This window comes from Roseateles saccharophilus (assembly GCF_031458095.1).
GTDB classification, from domain to species: Bacteria; Pseudomonadota; Gammaproteobacteria; order Burkholderiales; family Burkholderiaceae_C; genus Pelomonas; species Pelomonas saccharophila_A.
In genome coordinates this window covers 46,661-64,070 of the sequence record NZ_JAVDXU010000001.1, presented here as the reverse complement: position 1 = coordinate 64,070, position 17,410 = coordinate 46,661, and the positions used below count along the sequence as shown (strand labels likewise).

Genomic DNA, 17,410 nt, shown 5'->3' with positions numbered 1-17,410 from the left:
GCTCAGTTGCTGTACAGCAGGCCCCGGCCGGTGCCGCTGACGTAGATGCGGCCGTAGACGCTCTGGTCCGCCGCCATCACGCCGATGCCGCCGAACTGGTGGGCGTCGTCGTTGAAGCGGGTCCAGGTGGCGCCGCCATCGTCGGAGCGATAGACGCCCCACACGCCCTTGACGACGCCCACCACGTAGACCGCCGCCGAATAGCTGGCGCCGGGCGCCGCCTTGCCGAGCGCGATCAGGCTGGCGCCCGACACGCCATTGGCCGACGCGAAGGCCGTGAGCTTGGTCCAGCTCGCGCCCGAATCCACCGAGTGGTAGACGGCGTTGCCGTCGGCCACCCAGAGGTCGCCCTCGGCATTGGGGTTGACCGCCATGGCAGTGGTCCAGAAGGCGTCGGGGGCCATGCCCGTCGCTGCCGAGCCGGCGCTCAGCGAGAAGCTGTGGCCGCCATCGGTGGACACATAGACCTTGCCCGGCGAACCGCTCCAGGTGGCGCCACCCGAGTCGTAGGCATAGACCTTGTTCGGGTTCTTGCGGTCTGCGGCCAAGCGATAGCCGCGGCCCCAGCCCTGGCCGACGACGGGCAGGGCCGGCAGATTGGTTGCCGTCCAGCTCGCGCCGTTGTTGATGGTGTAGGAGGGCACGGAGTTGGCCGGCGCCCAGACCAGGTTGTTGCGCGACGTGACCGCGATGCCGCCCTGGCTGCCGGTGTTCTCCTTGGCGCCGGCGGGCAGGCTGGCGAAGCTCGCCCAGGTCTTGCCGCCGTCGCCCGACCAGGAGCCGACGGCGACGCCGTTCGAGTTGATGACGCCAGCGGCGGCGATGTAGAGCGGATCGGCCCAGGCCATGTCGGCGGCGTTGCCGTTGCTCCAGCCCAGGCCGGGGTTCAGCGTCGGCGTCGTCGCGAGATCGGTGTGCACCCAGGTTCCGACGTCGCCCGAGCTGTTGATGAACTTGTAGGTGGCGCCGGCCGGCGGCGTGACGATGGCCTGGGCGGCGATCTCCTCGATGCCGCTGACCGAGCCCTTCCAGGTCGGCGTGGCGGAGGAGGCGTTCTTGGTTTCGATGACACCGCCGCCATGGACATGCAGGATGTGGTCGCGATCGGACGGGTCGATCTCAACGTCATCCACCCAGCCCGAGGCGGTTTCGCCGGGCGTCTGGGCTTCGATCTCGCGCCAGGTCTTGCCGGCGTCGTCGGACAGCTGCACGATCTGCTGGCCGTTCCAGTTGCCCCAGGAGTTGGTCACGCCCAGCGCGATGCGGGTGGTGGCGCCGCTGCCGTAGACGGACACGCCGCCGAGGCCGAAGTTGATGCCGTTGCCGGGGTCTTCGCTCTTCAGCAGGGTCCAGGTCGTGCCGTCGAACTTGTAGAGCCGGCCGGGCCCGCCCGCGCCGGGCCCGGCGTCCTTGGTGAAGACGACGTAGAAGACGCCGTCGCCGGCCCGCACCATGTGGGGGATGTGGTAGCCGGAGACGGGCGTCGTGACTGCGGTCCACGAGCTGCCACCGTTGGTGGACTTGTAGAGGTTGGAGCTCAGGCCTGCCACATTGACGTAGTCGGGCGAGATGGCGGCGTAGAGGGTCTGCGTGGCCGAGCCGCTGCCCTTGGTGCCGGTGTCGTAGACGACCACGCCGATGCCCATGCCGCCGCCTGCGGCGCCGATCTGGTCGGAGCTCATCTTGGCCGTGGACAGCGACGTGACCTGCGCCCAGGTCTGGCCGGAGTCCGTGCTCTTCCACAGGCCGGCCGTGCGTGAGCCGTAGAACAGGGTCGAGGGCTTGTTGGGGTCGACCACCAGGCGTTCGCCCATGGCGCGGCCGGGGTTGTTGCCGCCCAGCTTGAACGGCAGGTCAACGTGCGTCCAGGTGTCACCCCGGTCGCTGGAGATGTACAGGCGGCCGTTGTCTTCGAAGGTGTACATGCCGGTTGCCATGTAGACCAGCCGGTCGTCGTTGGGGTCGACGGCGATGCTCTCGATGCCATGGAAGCGGCTCTCGGCAGCGCCGAAGCCCAGGCCGTCGGTGATGGGCGTCCACGACGACGTGGCCGCGTTCCAGCGGTAGGCACCGCCGATGTCGGTGCGGGCGTACAGCAGGTTGGCGGTCGTCGGATGGAAGACCAGGCCGGTGACGTAGCCGCCGCCGCCGAACTTCACGCTCGTCCAGCTCGCGGCTGCAGCGGGGGCCGGAGCTGGCGCGGGGGCTGGCGCTGGTGCGGGAGCTGGTGCGGGAGCCGGCGCGGGGGCAGGAGCTGGGGCAGGAGCCGGGGCGGGCGCGGGAGTCGGCGCTGGGGCGGGGGCCGGCGCGTTGCCACCACCACCCCCACCACCACAGCCGGCCACCAGGGTCGCGGCGACGAGGGAGAGGGCGCTGAGTTGTCTGCTGTACTTCATGAGGGAAACCTGGGTTCAGTTCGGGGTCAACGGCTCCAGCACGACGGCGGCGCCACCGGCTGCGGCCAGCGAAAGGCTGAGCGTGTCCTTGCGGGTCACGGTGCGCTGGGTGCGCTGCACCTGGCGCACGCCTTCACCGTCCTGCCAGACGGTGGCCTTCCAGCGGCCGGGCGGCAGGAAGGCGAGCGACACCTTCTCGGTGCGGGCCTCGTCGGCCGTCATCGCGCCCAGGTACCAGGTCTTGCCGCTGCGGCGAGCCAGCACGATGTCCTGGCCCGGTTCACCTTGAATGAAGCGGGTCTCGTCCCAGGCCGTCGGCACGCGCTGGATGAAGTCGAAGCCGGCTTCGCCGCGATACGCCGACGGGTCGTCGGACACCATCTGCAGCGGGCTGTCGTAGACGACGTACATCGCCAGCGTCTGGCCGCGCGAGTTCTGCACCATGGGCATCTCGGCGCGCACCTCGAAGGTGGCAGGCGTCTCGTTGCGGAAGCCGCCGGGCGTGTAGTCCATCGGGCCGACCAGCATGCGCGTGTAGGGCAGGTTCAGGTTGTGCTTGGGCGTCACGCGCCGGTCCATCTTGCTCCATTCGGCGCCCAGCACGCCTTCCTGGGTGATGAAGTTCGGGTAGGTGCGCTGCAGGCCAGCGGGCACGTAGGCGCCATGCAGGTCCAGCAGCAGCTGGCGCTGGGCGGTGGCGGCGGCGGCACGGTGGTAGAAGTCCACCACCTGCTGGTCGTCGCGGTTCATGAAGTCGACCTTGATGCCCTTGATGCCCCAGCGGACGTAGGTATCCAGCACCTCGTCCATGCGTGCGTCCAGATGCACCCAGTGGACCCACAGCAGCAGGCTCACGCCCTTGGCCTGGGCATAGCGCACGAGCTCGGGCATGTCGATGCCGTCGGCGGGGCGGGTGATGTCGGTCTTGGGGTGGGCGTCGCAGCAGCCGCTCGGGCCCGACGCCCAGTTGGCATCGATGAGGTAGTAGGGGAAGCCGGACTCGGCGGCGAAGTCGATGAAGCGCTTGTAGGCCGTCATGTCGGGCTTCATGCCCACCAGCGGGCCGGACCACCAGTCCCACGCCGCCTTGCCGGGCTTGACCCAGGCGAAGTCGCCTTGCGGCGGCGGGTTCAGGTTGCCGACCAGTTGGCTCTCGATGAGCTTGCCGGCCTGATCGGCCATCATGACGGCGCGCCAGGCTGTGGTCAGGCCGCCGGCGGAGACGAAGGCGGGACCCTGGCGCCCGGGCACGCCCGACAGTTGCAGGCGCAACGCTTCGCCGTCGCGGTGGAAGGAGGCGCCGGTGTAGCCCTGCAGATGGGCCTGCGTGATGGCGTAGTGCGTGCGACCCGACGGCGTGGCGCAGACGACGGGCACGTCGTAGGCGGCGTCGGCCTTGAGCTGCGAGATGCGCAGGCGCTCGAACTGCACCTCGTGGGCGCCGTCGGCAGGGCCGACCAGGCAGGACGGGTCGCCCGCCGGCACGAAGGCGGTGTGCTCGCCGCGCAGCTTCACCGGCTCGGTGCCGTCCAGCCGGTAGCGGAAAGCGACGCCGTCATCGTAGGCGCGGGCATCGAGGAAGACACGGCGCCGCCCGCCGCCCGCTTCGCGGAAGGCCAGGGTTGCGCCGAGGTAGTGGTCGCGCGCGGTGGCGGCCTTGGTGGCGACCAGCGGAATGACGCGATCCACCTGGGTGTCCTGGCGCGACTCCAGCTTCAGCAGGCCGAAGGCGGGCTGGCCGTCCAGCTCAAGACCCAGCGGCGATGGGGCGATGACGGTCTCGCCCTTGCGAACGATGCTGAAGCTGCTGGCGTCGTCGGCGATGCGCAGGGCGATGCTGCCGTTGGGAGAGACGATGACGAGATCGGCGGCTTGGGCGGCGCAGGCGCCCAGGGCGAGCAGGGCTGTGGCGATGCGGGTGGTCTTCTTCATGGTCACTGTCTGTGCTGCTGTCTTCATGCCACGCCGGCGCCGCGGATCTTCACGGCGACGGCCGGCGAGCCGGCCAGGCCTTCGGGGAGCTTGATCTCCAGGCCGCGGCGCGTGCGCTTGAACGTCAGGCCGTCGGCCGCGCCCACGGCGTGCACGCTGTCGATGGAGCCGGGCGCAACGGCGGAATCCTCGGCCAGGGTCTGGATGCGCATGACGCCGTCCCTGGGCCAGCCCAGGGCGATGGCGTAGAGGGCGCCGCCCTTGGTCGTGAAACGGATGTCCTCGTGCGTCAGCGCCTTGGAGTTGCCTTCGCTGAACATGCCGCCACTCACCTTGGTCGGGCCTTCGCCGAAAGTGCGCCACGGGCGGGTGCCGTAGATGGCTTCGCCGTTGCGGGCCATCCAGGCGGCGATGTCTTCCAGGATCTTGCGTTCGTCCGAATCGATGGTGCCGTCGCCGCGCAGCGGCACCGACAGCAGCAGGTTGCCGTTCTTGGAGACGATGTCGCACAGACGATGGATGACGGTGCTGGCCGGCTTGTACTGGTGGTTGTCGAAGATGCCGCGGCTGTAGTGCCAGTCGCCCAGGCAGGTGTCGGTCTGCCAGGGCAGGGGTTCGATGTTTTCGCGGAAGCCCCGCTCCACGTCCTCCACCAGCGCCGGGCGCCATTCCGTGGGCATCACCTTGCCGTTGACGACGGCTTCGAGCTTGCCGTCGTTCCAGGCCATGCTGGCGTTGTAGTAGTGGGCGGTGATGTCGAGGCCGGCCTGGCCCAGGGGCAGCGTCGTGTTGTCGAAATAGACCAGGTCGGGCCGGTAGCTGTCGATGAGGTCGCGGCAGCGCAGGAACCACTGGCGGGTGAAGGCCGGGTTGTGCAGCGGCGGCTTCTCGTCCCAGTGGGCGGTCTGCTCCTGCTGCCAGGCCTCGACGCTGCGGATGGTCTTGAAGCCGTCGGGCATGACGATGTTGCGGCCGGTGTAGAGGTCCTGCGGGTCCAGGCCTTCCCACCATTTGCCCTTGCCGTCGGCCTTGGTGAGGCGGTAGGCGTCGTAGCGCTGGCCGGCGTGGGGACCCTCGGGGTCGTAGCCGTAGGCCGGCTGGTACCAGTGCCAGGCGTGGGCGCTGTGGTTGCTGACGCCGAAGCGCAGGCCGCGCTTGCGGGCGGCCTTCTCCCAGATGCCGATGAGGTCCTTCCTTGGGCCCACGCGCACGGTGTTCCAGGCGTGGTACTTGGAGTCGTAGTTGTCCTGGTTGTCGTGGTGGTTGGCCAGCGCGACGAAGTACTTGGCGCCGGCCTTCACGTAGAGGTCGAGCAGGGCATCGGGATCCCAGTTCTCCGCCTTCCAGCGGTTCTGGATTTCCATGAAGCCGACCTGGGTCGGATGGCCGTAGGTCTTGACGTGGTGGTCGTATTGCCAGTTGCCCTGGATGTACATGCGCCGGGCATACCAGTCGCCCATCTCGGGCACGCACTGCGCGCTCCAATGGGCCCAGATGCCGAACTTGGCGTCGCGGAACCAGTCAGGCGTGCGGTAGCCGTCGACGAGGGAATCCCAGGTGGGCTGGAAAGGGGCGGGCGCGGCCTGGGCGGTTGTCAGGCCGGTGGTGCCGGCAGAGGCAGCGGCAGCGCTGAGGAAGGAACGGCGCGTCCAGGGGCCGGCGAGTTTTGCGGTCATGGCAGTCAGAAGGAGAAATGCGCGGGAGGCCTTGGCGTCCCGCGCTTGGGGAAAGTGCGGGCACCGGGCCCGCTGTTCACTTCACTTGGTGGCGTTGACGATGGTGCTGATCTCGTCAGGCGTCTTCACCGCGCCGGTGTTGCGGTCGATCATCTCGCCGGTGTCCCACCACATGGGCACCAGGCCGTGCAGCCAGGCCGAGTGCGTGACGTACTGGGCCCAGGCCTTGCGGTACGGGGGCATGCCCGGGTAGTTGGGCTTGTTGTAGGCACCGTACTCACCCATGATGACCGGCACGCCCTGGTCGACGAAGCGCGTCTTCATCTTCTGGAACTGCGCGTCGACATAAGGCTCATCGGCCCAGGTCTCGGTCGGGTTGGTGGCGGTCGCCCCCCACTGCCACATATTGCTCTGGCCGTTGATCGTGAAGTCGTAGGGGTCGTAGTAGTGGATCTCGAAGAACAGGCGGTTGGCGATGGTGTCGGTGGGCAGCACGGCCGACGCGTAGGAGATGTCGATATTGGTCTCGTAGGCCTGGGCGACGAGGTGGCGCTTGGCGTTGTTGCCGCCGGTGGCGCGCACCGCATTCACGAACACCTGGTTGTAGCCGTTCTGCACGTTCAGCCACTCGGGGTCCTTGGGCGCGCCCCAGACCGTGTTCTCCTTGCCGATCTCGTTCATGGCAGCGAACAGCAGGTAGTCGTCGTAGTCCTTGAAGTTGTTGGCGATCTGGGTCCACAGCTTGGTCAGCCGGGCGTTGTTGGCCGGCTGGGCGGCATAGGTGGTGTTGTTCAACCAGCCGCCCTCGTGGTGCAGGTTCAGCACGACGTAGAGGCCGGCGTTGCGCGCGTACTTCACGACCTGGGTCACGCGGGCCATCCACACCGGATCGATGTTGTCGTTGGCGTCGACGTGCGGCGTCCAGGTGACGGGCAGGCGGATGCTCTTGAAGCCGGCGTTCTTGATGCCGGTCATCAACGCCTGGTTGATCAGCGGTTGGCCCCAGGAGGTCTCGGTGGGCGTGGCGTCCAGCGTGTTGCCGATGTTCCAGCCCGGCGACATCTCCTTGGACATCTGCAGGCTGGTCATGTTGCGCATCGCGCCAGCGAGGCCGATCGAGAAGCTCTGCAGCGTCTTGGCACCGCAGGCATTGGTGTAGGTGGCCGTGGCCGTGCAGGCGGCGGTGGGCCGGATGGTCTGCTCGCGCGCCCCGCCAGCGGTGCCGCAACCGTTCCAGGTCCAGATGCCGCCCGTTGTGGGCTGCGGGCCGAGGATGGCCGCTTCGCCCGCCGGGACGGAGGCCGAGGCGGTCTGGGTCCAGTTGCCGCTGACGTTGATGTAGGGCGTGATGGCCGTCGGCGTGCAACCGCCGCCGCGCGTGGCCGAGGACGCGCCGGAGTTGTAGCTGCCGGCGGCGGTCGTGAACTTCACCCAGTACCAGTAGGGCGTGCCGGTATTGGCCGACGCGTCGGCATAGCTGGTGGCGGCCTTGTCGACGACGGCGATGCGGCTGCGACCGTTGGGATCGGCATCGGTGTCGCGGTAGACCTCCAGCGACTTGACGGCACCGCTGACGGTCCAGTTCAGCTGCACGTTGCTGGCCGTGCCATTGGCCGTCAGGCAGACAGTGGCGCCGCCGCCACTGCCGCAGTTCTGGGCCTGGGCCAAAGGAGCCGCCGCGCTCAGCGCGGCCAGCAGGAAGGAGAGGGAGGCAACGGATTTCATATCGCTTGTCTCATGGTGGTGTTTGCTTGTCGGTCACTTGGCGCTGTCGACGATGGCCTTGACCAGGTCGGGGAAGTACTGGGCGCCGGTCGTGCGGTTGAACAGGCCGAACTGGTGGTTGTCCTGGTAGCCGTTGTCCCACCACATCGGGACGATGCCGTGGCGCACCGCCGAGTTCGTCACGTACTTGGCCCATTCATTGCGGTAGAAGCCCGCCGGGTCGTACTCGGACTTCAGGATGACGCCGTACTCACCCATGATCACCGCCACGCCGGCATCGACGAAGCGCGACTTGACCTTCTGGAACTGCGCGTCGACATAGGCCTCGTCGGCCCAGTTGTCGGCCTTGCTCGGGTCGGTGGTCTTGGCGCCCCATTGCCAGATCGGGCTTTCGGCGTTCAGCGCCAGGGTCCAGGGGTCGTAGAAATGGAACTCGAAGAACAGGCGATTGGCGATCGTGTCGGTGGGCAGCACGGTCTGGTTGATCGGATCGATGCCCGTGAAGTAGCCCTGCACGACGAGGTGGCGCTTGGCGTTGTTGCCGCCGGTGGCGCGCACCGCGTTCACGAAGGCCTGGTGGTAGCCGTTCTGCACGTCCACCCACTCCTGCTGCGGTGGCACGCCCCAGGGGGCGTTTTCCTTGCCGACTTCGTTGAGGCCGGCGAACAGCAGGTAGTCGTCGTGGTTCTTGAAGTTGTTGGCGATCTGCGTCCACAGCTTGGCCAGGCGGGCGTTGTTGGCCGCCTGGCTGGCGTAGAAGACGTTGTTCAGCCAGTGCCCTTCGTGGTGCAGGTTGATGACGGCGTACATGCCGGTGTTGCGGACGTACTTGACGACCTCGGTCACGCGGGCCATGTAGACGGGGTCGATGTTGTCGCTGGCGTCGACATGGGTCGTCCAGGTGACCGGGATGCGCACGCTCTTGAAGCCGGCGGCCCTGACCGCGTTGAGCAGGGCCTGGTTGACCAGCGGGTTGCCCCAGCCGGTCTCGGTCGGCGCATCCAGCGAGTTGCCGAGGTTCCAGCCCGGCGACATCTCCTTGGATATCTGCAGGCTGGTCATGTTGCGCATCGCGCCAGCGAGGCCGATCGAGAAGCTCTGCAGCGTCTTGGCGCCGCAGGCATTGGTGTAGGTGGCCGTGGCTGCGCAGGCGGCCGTGGGGCGGATGGTCTGCTCGCGCGCCCCGCCAGCGGTGCCGCAGCCGTTCCAGGTCCACATGCCGCCGGACACCGGCTGCGGGCCGAGCACGGCGGAGTCTCCGGCGCTGACTGTCGCGTTGGCGGTCTGGTTCCAGTTGCCGTCGACCTTGATCCAGGGCGTCACGGCCGTCGGTGTGCAGCTGGCGCCGCGCGTGGCCGAGGATGCTCCGGAGCTGTAGCTGCCCGCGGCGGTCGTGAACTTGACCCAGTACCAGTAGGGCGTGCCGGTATTGGCCGACGCGTCGGCATAGCTGGTGGCGGCCTTGTCGACGATGGCGATGCGGCTGCGGCCGTTGGGATCGGCATCGGTGTCGCGGTAGACCTCCAGCGACTTGACGGCACCGCTGATGGTCCAGTTCAGCTGCACATTGCTGGCCGTGCCGTTGGCCGTGAGGCAGACGGTGGCGCCGCCGCCGCTGCCGCAGTTCTGGGCCTGGGCGGCCGAGCCGGCGCTGGCGCCGAGGGCCAGCAGCAGGGTCGACAAAAGCGTTCTCATGGGGTTTTGCCTTTCAACTCTTGAGGAAGGGCCCGGCCGGTTGTCTCCACCGGACCGGGCGTTTTGAATCAGTTGCTGTACAGCAGGCCCCGGCCGGTGCCGCTGACGTAGATGCGCCCATAGACGCCCTGGTCGGCCGCCATCACGCCGATGCCGCCGAACTGGTGGGCGTCATCGTTGTGGCGCACCCAGCTGGCGCCGCCGTCGTCGGAACGGTAAACACCCCACACGCCGTTCATGGTGCCCACCACGTAGACCGCGGCCGAGTAGGGGGCGCCGGTCTTGGCCTTGCCCAGTGCGATGGCGCTCGCGCCCTGCAGGTCGGGCCAGGCGTTGCTGCCGAAGACCGACGCGAAGCCGCCGAGCTTGGTCCAGCTCGCTCCGGAGTTCACCGAGTGGTAGACGGCATTGCCATCGGCCAGCCAGAGGTCGCCCTCGGCGTTGGGGTTGACGGCCATGGACGTCGCCCACCAGCCATTGGGGGCGAGATTGGCCGACACCGAGCCCTGGCTCAGCGCGAAGCTGTGGCCACCATCGCTCGAGACGTAGACCCGGCCGGCCGACGCCCACCACGCACCCCCCGAGTCATACGCATAGACCTTGCTCGCGTTCCTGCGGTCGGCGACCAGGCGGTAGCCGCGGTTCCAGCCGACGGCGGCCAAGGCCGGCAGGTTGGTCGCGGTCCAGCTGGCGCCGTTGTTGGTGGTGTAGGACGGCACCGAGTTCGCCGGCGCCCAGACGACGCTGTTGCGCGCCGTGACCGCGAAGCTGGTTTCGGCGCTCGTGTTGCTCGACGCGCCGCTGGGCAGGCTGGCGAAATTGGCCCAGGTCCTGCCGCCATCGCCCGACCAGTAGCCGGCGGCAACGCCGCTCGAGTTGATGAGGCCCGAAGCGGCGATGTACTGCGGATCGGACCAGGCCATGTCGGCCGCATTGCCGTTGCTCCAGCCCAGGCCGGGGCTCAGGGTGGGCTTGGCGGCGAGGTCGGTGTCCACCCAGGTGCCGACGTCGCCGGCGCTGTTGATGAACTTGTAGGTCGCGCCGGCCGGCGGCGCGGCGAGGGCCTGGGTGGCGGTCTCCTCGATGCCGTTGATGTTGCCGCTCCAGGTCGGCGAGGTCGCGGAGGCGTTCTTGGTCTCGATGATGCCGCCGCCGTGCACATGCAGGATGTGATCGCGGTTGGACGGATCGATCTCGACGTCGTCGACCCAGCCCGAGGCGGTCTCGCCGGGGGTGGCGGCCTCGATCTCGCGCCAGGTCAGGCCGGCGTTGTCGGACAGCTGCACGATCTGCTGGCCGCTGTAGTTGCCCCAGGAGTTGGTGACGCCCAGCGCGATGCGCGTGGTTGAGCCGCTGCCCTGCACGGAAACGCCGCCGAGGCCGAAGTTCGTTCCACCGTTCGGGTCTTCGCTCTTGAGCAGGGTCCAGGTGCTGCCGTCGAACTTGTAGAGGCGGCCCGGGCCGCCGGCGCCCGGCCCGGTGCCCTGGGTGAAGACGACGTAGAACATGCCGTCGGCGGCGCGCACCATGTGCGGGATGTGATAGCCCGTCACTGGCGTCGACACGGGGGTCCAGGACGTGCCGCCGTTGGTGGACTTGTACAGGTTGGCGCTCAGGCCGGCCACGCCGGCGTAGTCGGGAGCGACGGCTGTGTAGATCGTCTGCGTGGCGTTGCCGCTGCCCTTGCTGCCGGTGTCGTAGACGACCAGCTCGACACCCATCGCGCTGCCGCCCGCGGCCTTGATCTGGTCGGCGGTCATCTTGGCGCTCGACAGCGATGTCACCTGGGCCCAGTTGCGGCCCGAGTCCGTGCTCTTCCACAGGCCCGCGGTGCGCGAGCCGAAGAACAGCGTCGAGGGCTTGTTGGGGTCGACCATCAGGCGCTCGCCCATCGCACGTCCGGGGTTGTTGCCGCCCGTGGAGAAGGGCAGGGGGACGTAGGTCCAGGTGTCGCCGCGGTTGCTGGAGATGTACAGCCGGGCGTCGGCTTTGTCGGAGACATACATGCCGGCGGCCATGTAGACGAGCTGGTCGTTGTTCGGATCGACCGCCATGCTCTCGATGCCGTGGAAGGAGCCCTCGGCTCCGCCGAAACCCAGGCCGTCGGTGATGGGCGTCCACGTCGAGCTGCCCGGGTTCCAGCGGTAGGCGCCGCCGATGTCGGTGCGCGCGTAGAGCAGGTTCGCGGTCGTCGGATGGAAGACCAGGCCGGTGACGTAGCCGCCGCCGCCGAACTTCACGCTGGCCCAGGTGCCGACCTTGATCGAGAACGTCTGCTGCGTCTTGGCGCCGCAGCTGTTGGTGTAGGTGGTGGTGGCCGTGCAGGCCGCGGCCGGCGTGATGGTCTGCTCGCGCGAGGCGCCGCCAGTGCCGCAGCCGGCCCAGCTCCAGGAGCCGCCGGACACAGGCTGCGGGCCGAAGATGGCCGAATTGCCGAGCTTGAGCGTGGCTGACGAGGTTTGCGTCCACGTCCCGTTGACGTTGATGTACGGCGTGATCGCCGTCGGCGTGCAGGTTTGTGCAAGCGCCACCGAGCCGGCGCTCATGGCGATCATCAGGGTTCCCAACTTCAGTCTCACGGTTCTACCTTTCAGGGGAAGGTGCCCGGCCGGTTGTCTCCTCCGGTGGCGGGCGTTGTGGAGAGATCGGCTCAATGTCTGGGCTCGACCTCGACGAAGACCTTGGCGTTCGGGCGCGGCTTCATGCGCCCAGCCTCTGGTAGGCGAAATGCAGCAGCCGCACCTCGCCCGCACCGGCGGCGAACAGGGCCGGGCGCAGGCTCAGCAAGGTGCCGAAACCGTTCTGGTGAAGGGCCGAGATGTCCCGCAGCCAGGGGTTCTGCATCCACGGGCCGTCGCCGACGGCGTGGTGGAAGCTGACGAGATGGCGGCGGTGGGTCACGCGCAGGCGTTGGCGCCGCCCTTGCGTGGGCTGCTGCATCCAGCGGTGTTCCTGCCCGTAGCTGTAGGTGTGGACGCGGCCCTCGCCGATGCCGATGCCTACGAAGCCCCGGGCGTCGTGGAAGAGGGCAAGGCCGCCCTGGACCGCGCCGTCCAGTTCGAAATCGAGTTCGGCCACATAGCTGTGGTCGCCGACCAGGCAGGTCAGCGGCGAACAGTCCTGCAGGCCCATGCCCTTGCCGCGCAGCACCAAGCCCCGGTCGTCGTAGTGCGCGCGTCGCAGCTCATCCGGTGCGGCGTCGAAGAAGCTCCACTGCAGGCCGATGCGGTTCTGGCTGAAGTCGTCGGAGAGCGTCGGCGGCGCAAAGGTGCCGATGCCGCCGCGCGGCTTGCGCATCGGCCGGTCCAGCCGCAGCCCGGCGGTGCGGAACCAGCCGTCGCGGGTCCATTCGATGGGCTGCAGCAGGGCCTGGCGGCCGAGGATGCGATGACCGTTCTCGTGGCCGTGGCAGGCCATCCACCAGTCGCCGCCGGGGCCTTCCACCAGGCTGGCATGGCCGCTGGTGCACCAGGGCGCGTCGGCGCCTCCGGCGCTGGCGATTGCGTTGGAGGGGCAGTCCTCCCAGGGACCGAAGACCGAGCGTGACCTCGCCACCGCCAGCACATGGCTGTCCGCCGAGGCGAGAGCCGAAATCATGTAGAAGAACTCGCCCCGGCGCAGCAGCCGCGGTCCTTCGGAGCTGAGCAGGTCGGCGCCGCCTTCGCGCAGCTGCTGGCCGATCTTGTGCGCGAATTCCAGCCCGCCGCGAGTGGCCAGCCCGTCGTCCGTCAGCTCGACGCGGCGCACGCCGTTGACGAAGAGATGGCGCCGGCCGTCTTCGCCGACGACGTGGCTGGGATCGAAGCAGTCCGGCAGTCCCAGGTCGATGGGTTCGCTCCAGGGGCCGCGGATGTCGTCCGCGTGGAGCACGTAGACGGCGCTGCGGCGGCCCTGCAGCGCAGACAGGTAGACGAAGTAGCGGCCACCGTGCCTGACCAGGTCCACGGCCGCGACGCTGCCGAGGGGCTGCGACAGCGCCGCCGCGATGGGCGTCCAGTTCACGAGGTCGCGGGAATGGCGGATCACGACGCCGGGGCAGGACTGCAGCGATGAGGCCGTCATGTAGTAGTCGGCACCGTCCTTCAGCAGCGTCGGGTCGGGGTGGTCGCCGGCCACGATGGGGTTGCAGAAGCTGCCGTCTCCGCGGTCGGCCTGGCGCGGGCCACGCAGCGGCGACGCCGAGGTGGCGCGTTGCAGGGGCGTGGCTGGAGACAACATCAGGCGGCGCCTCCGAAGCTGGCCGGCATGACGCGGGCGCGGCCTTGTGCGTCCAGCTTCAGGGCCAGGCGCTTGCCGCGGTAGCGCAGCGCGACTTGGGCGCCGGCCGGTCCGCGCAGTTGCAGCCGGGCGAGCTTGCCTTGCTGCCAGTCGATGTCGACCTCCACGCCGCCATGGGCGCGCACGCCATGCAGCCGGCCCTGGGGCCAGGCCTGGGGCAGGGCGGCCAGCAGATGGATCTCGCCGCCCCAGGACTGCACCATCATGTCCAGGATGGCCGCCGCGCCGCCGAAGTTGCCGTCGATCTGGAAGGGCGGGTGGGCGTCGAACATATTGGGGTAGGTGCGCGCCGGCCCCAGCAGCCCTTGCAGGATCTTGTAGGCGCGCTCGCCGTCGCCCAGTCGCGTCCACAGCGCCAGCCGCCAGGCGGTGGCCCAGCCGGTGCTCTCGTCGCCGCGCGCGTTCAGCGTCACGCGAGCGGCCTGTGCCAGTTCGGGCGTGTCGCGCACGTTGACCTGCTCGCTGGGATAGACGGCATAGAGGTGGGAGACGTGGCGATGGCGCTGATCGGCGGCGCCCGCGTCCCAGTCCTCCAGCCATTCCTGCAGCTGGCCCTGGGCGCCGATGCGGTCGGCCGGCAGGCGTTCGCGCGCCTTTCGAACGGCATCCGAGAAGCTGGCATCGGATGCGCCCAGGCGCTGCAGGGCCGCCAGCGTCGCGTCGAAAAGGTCGCGCAGGATCTGGCGGTCCATCGCCGGCCCGGCGCACAGGGCCACACCGGCATGGTGCTCGTTCTCGGGCGACAGCGAGGGCGATGTGACCAGGCCACGGCCCTGCGGGTCTTCAACCAGCGTGTCGAGGAAGAACTGCGTGGCGCCATTGAGCAGCGGCACCAGGCGCCGCAGCAGCGCCGGGTCGGGCTGGTACTGGAACTGCTGCCACAGCGTCGTGCACAGCCAGGCGCCGCCCGTGGGCCACATGCCCCACAGCGGGCCGTCGATGGGGGCGGTGGCCCGCCACAAATCGGTGTTGTGATGGGCCATCCAGCCGCGCGCGCCATAGCTGTCGCGGGCGGTGCGGGCGCCGGTGACGGCCAGGTCCTCGACCATCTTCACCAGCGGCTCGAGGCATTCGCCGAGATTGGCCGGCCCGGCGGGCCAGTAGTTCATCTCGGTGTTGATGTTGATCGTGTACTTGCCTTCCCAGGGCGGGTGCAGGACTTCGTTCCACACCCCCTGCAGATTGGCCGGCTGGCTGCCGGGCCGCGACGACGACATCAGCAGATAGCGCGCGTACTGCACATACATGGCCGTCAGGGCCGCATCCGGCTGGCGGGGCACGCCCTGGATGCGCGCGTTGGTGGGCCGGGCGTTGGCCTCCTGGCCGCCAAGGTCGATGTGCAGGCGGCGGAACAGGGCGCGGTGGGCCTTGACGTGGTCGTCGCGCAGCTGGGCGAAGGGCTTGCGCGCGGCCGCCGTTGTGCGCTGGCGCACGGCTGCGACCGGGTCGCCGCTGGTGTCGCGGTAGTTGACGTAGCTGGTCTCGCCGGCCACAAGCAGCGTCAGGCGGCGGGCGCCGCGCACGCGCAGCTGGTCGCCGCTGGCCTCGATCTGCCCATCGCCCACGGCTTGTACGCGCAGTGCGTAGCGCAGCTGGCCAGGGATACCGAACGCCTGCACATTGCGGCCTTCGATCAGCAGCGCGTCGCCGCCATCGGCGCGGATCGCCAGCGAAGCGGACCGCTTCTCGGCATTGAGGGATTCGCGGTGGTCCCAGGGCGCGCCGACGTAGACCACGCCGTGCGCGTCGTACTTGGTGTCGCCGAAGCCACCATAGGGCTGGTAGTCAGCGTGCCGGTAGCCGAGGTCGAGGTCGATGACGCCTTCGCCGACGATCTCCAGCCGGATGACCGTCACCTGGTCGGCCGCGCTGCAGAAGGCCTCGCGCTGATGGCGCGCGCTGCCGTCGAAGAAGCTGGTGAGCGCGATGGCGCTGTCGAGATCGAGGCTACGGCGGTAGCGCTCCACGCCTTTCAGGCCCGGGAAGTCGAGCAGCAGGTCGCCGGCACCGCTGAAGGGCATCTGCTTCATCGGCGTGCCCATCAAGGCCTTGGAGACCAGCTCGTTGGCTTCCTTCCAGCGCTGCTGGTCGATCAGGCGGCGCACCTCGGGCAGGGCCTCGCGGAATTTCGGGTTGTCCGGGACGTAGGGGCCGCCGCCGTAGAGGGTGTCGATGTTGAACTGCAGGCGCTCCTGGGCCGGACGGCCGAAGACCATCGTTCCCAGACGGCCGTTGCCCAGCGGCAGGGCCTCGATCCACGGGCCAGCCGCCTGGTCGTACCAGAGCGTCAGCGCGTCGTCGGCCAGGTGGGCAGCGCCGCTGCGCGCGAAGGCGGGCAGGGCGGCCAGGCTGCAGGCCAGCGTGCTGCCGGCGAGGAAGCTGCGACGGGTGCTCATCGCGCGGTCCCCATCAGCTTGTCCAGCGTGGGCGCCATGGCGCGCTGCCAGATCTCGTAGCCGCGCTCGTTGGGATGCAGCAGGTCGGGCATGACGGCCTTGCTCAGCGTGCCGTCGGGCTGCAGCAGGGCCGCGCCGATGTCCAGGAAGTGGACGCTGCGGCCATCGGCGTAGCCCTGGATGATGTTGTTGACGCGCTGGTTGATGCCGCGCAGGACATCGTCCGGCTTCTCGCCGCGCGGGAAGACGGCCAGCAGCAGCACTTGCGCTTGCGGCAGGCGCTGGCGGATCTCGTCGAGCAGGCGCTTGATGCCGGCGGCCGTGGTCTCGGGGTTCTCGGCGCGGTGGCCGGTGTTGTTGGTGCCGATCATCAGCACGACGGCCTTGGGCGCGATGCCGTCGATCTCGCCGTGCTGCAGCCGCCACAGCACGTTCTCCGTGCGGTCGCCGCCGAAGCCCAGGGCCAGGCCGTGCAGGGGCGCGAAATGGCGCTGCCAGACCTCGCGGCCTTCCTTCTCCCAGCCCTGGGTGATGGAGTCGCCGATGAAGACCACCTCGGGCGGCGTGCCGGCGGCGACGAGCTGGCGCTTTTCCTGCAGCTTCTGCTCGTGGCGGGGCCGCCACCAGTCGATGGACCAGGACTCGTTCAGCAGGGCCGGCGTGACCGACTCGCTGCGGTAGTCGGGGCAGGCCAGACCCGGCTTGGCGGCGCGGCCGATGCGCACATTGGCGACGCTGACGCGGCCGCTGCCGGTGGCTTCGAGGGCGAAGGGCAGGGTGACGGCGGAGAAGTCGGCCCCGTCGCGGACGAAGCAGCTCATGGACAGGGCGACGTGCTGCCAGCCCTTGCCCGTCCAGCCGCGTGCCGGGTCGATGAGGTTGACGGCGCGCTCGCAGCCGCTGCCGCAACCGACCTTGACGCTGAGGCCGCCCTTGTCCAACTCGGCCACGTGGAGGTCGAACTCCAGCGTGCCGCCGGCGAAGGGGCGCAGGTCCATGGGGCTGCGGCTTTCGACACGCAGCATGGACTGCCAGAGGTCGCGCCACTCGAAGGTCAGCGCGTCGCGCCTGCCGGCCGTCACATGGGCGCTGGCGCCCGCATGGCTGGCACTGGCGTAGTCGGCCTTGGGCGTCGGCGCGACCACGCCACCGCCCTTGAGCTCAGCCTGGCTTTCCCAGTGGCCGACGGTGACGCGCCAAGCGTCAGCCGGAGCGGGAAGGATGACGAGGTCCTGGGCCTGGGCGAAACCGGCGGCAGCGAGCAAGGTGGATGCGAGGAGGTGACGGTACTGCATGGGAACGAGGGACGGAG

General features: G+C 69.0%; 9 protein-coding genes. All 9 read right to left on the bottom strand.

Features of this window, described 5'->3' with window-relative positions; translation table 11 throughout:
- Positions 1-2 precede the first annotated feature (2 nt).
- The gene (locus J2X20_RS00220; RefSeq protein WP_310259132.1) at positions 3-2,159 is read right to left on the bottom strand and encodes a dockerin; all 2,157 of its coding nucleotides are present in this window, start codon (positions 2,157-2,159) and stop codon (positions 3-5) included.
- 252 nt (positions 2,160-2,411) lie between these two features.
- Positions 2,412-4,328 carry a glycoside hydrolase family 97 protein gene (locus J2X20_RS00215; protein ID WP_310259130.1) on the bottom strand — a complete coding sequence of 639 codons (1,917 nt, stop codon included), beginning with the start codon at positions 4,326-4,328 and terminating at the stop codon, positions 2,412-2,414.
- Positions 4,329-4,351: 23 nt separating this feature from the next.
- Positions 4,352-6,004, bottom strand: coding sequence for an alpha-L-fucosidase (locus J2X20_RS00210; RefSeq protein ID WP_310259128.1), 1,653 nt, complete (start codon positions 6,002-6,004; stop codon positions 4,352-4,354).
- 81 nt (positions 6,005-6,085) lie between these two features.
- The gene (locus tag J2X20_RS00205) at positions 6,086-7,729 is read right to left on the bottom strand and encodes a glycoside hydrolase family 5 protein (protein ID WP_310259126.1); all 1,644 of its coding nucleotides are present in this window, start codon (positions 7,727-7,729) and stop codon (positions 6,086-6,088) included.
- Positions 7,730-7,762: 33 nt separating this feature from the next.
- Positions 7,763-9,424, bottom strand: coding sequence for a glycoside hydrolase family 5 protein (locus J2X20_RS00200; RefSeq protein WP_310259122.1), 1,662 nt, complete (start codon positions 9,422-9,424; stop codon positions 7,763-7,765).
- A gap of 68 nt (positions 9,425-9,492) precedes the next feature.
- Positions 9,493-12,003 carry a WD40/YVTN/BNR-like repeat-containing protein gene (locus tag J2X20_RS00195; protein WP_310259120.1) on the bottom strand — a complete coding sequence of 837 codons (2,511 nt, stop codon included), beginning with the start codon at positions 12,001-12,003 and terminating at the stop codon, positions 9,493-9,495.
- Positions 12,004-12,124: 121 nt separating this feature from the next.
- Positions 12,125-13,642, bottom strand: a complete 1,518-nt coding sequence (locus J2X20_RS00190) for a family 43 glycosylhydrolase (protein WP_310259118.1) — start codon at positions 13,640-13,642, stop codon at positions 12,125-12,127.
- Complete coding sequence (locus J2X20_RS00185) at positions 13,642-16,098, bottom strand: glycoside hydrolase family 95 protein (protein ID WP_310259115.1); 2,457 nt, start codon at positions 16,096-16,098, stop codon at positions 13,642-13,644. Before J2X20_RS00185 ends, J2X20_RS00190 begins: the two co-directional genes overlap by 1 nt.
- Positions 16,095-17,393, bottom strand: a complete 1,299-nt coding sequence (locus J2X20_RS00180) for a GDSL-type esterase/lipase family protein (protein WP_310259113.1) — start codon at positions 17,391-17,393, stop codon at positions 16,095-16,097. Before J2X20_RS00180 ends, J2X20_RS00185 begins: the two co-directional genes overlap by 4 nt.
- Positions 17,394-17,410: the final 17 nt, after the last annotated feature.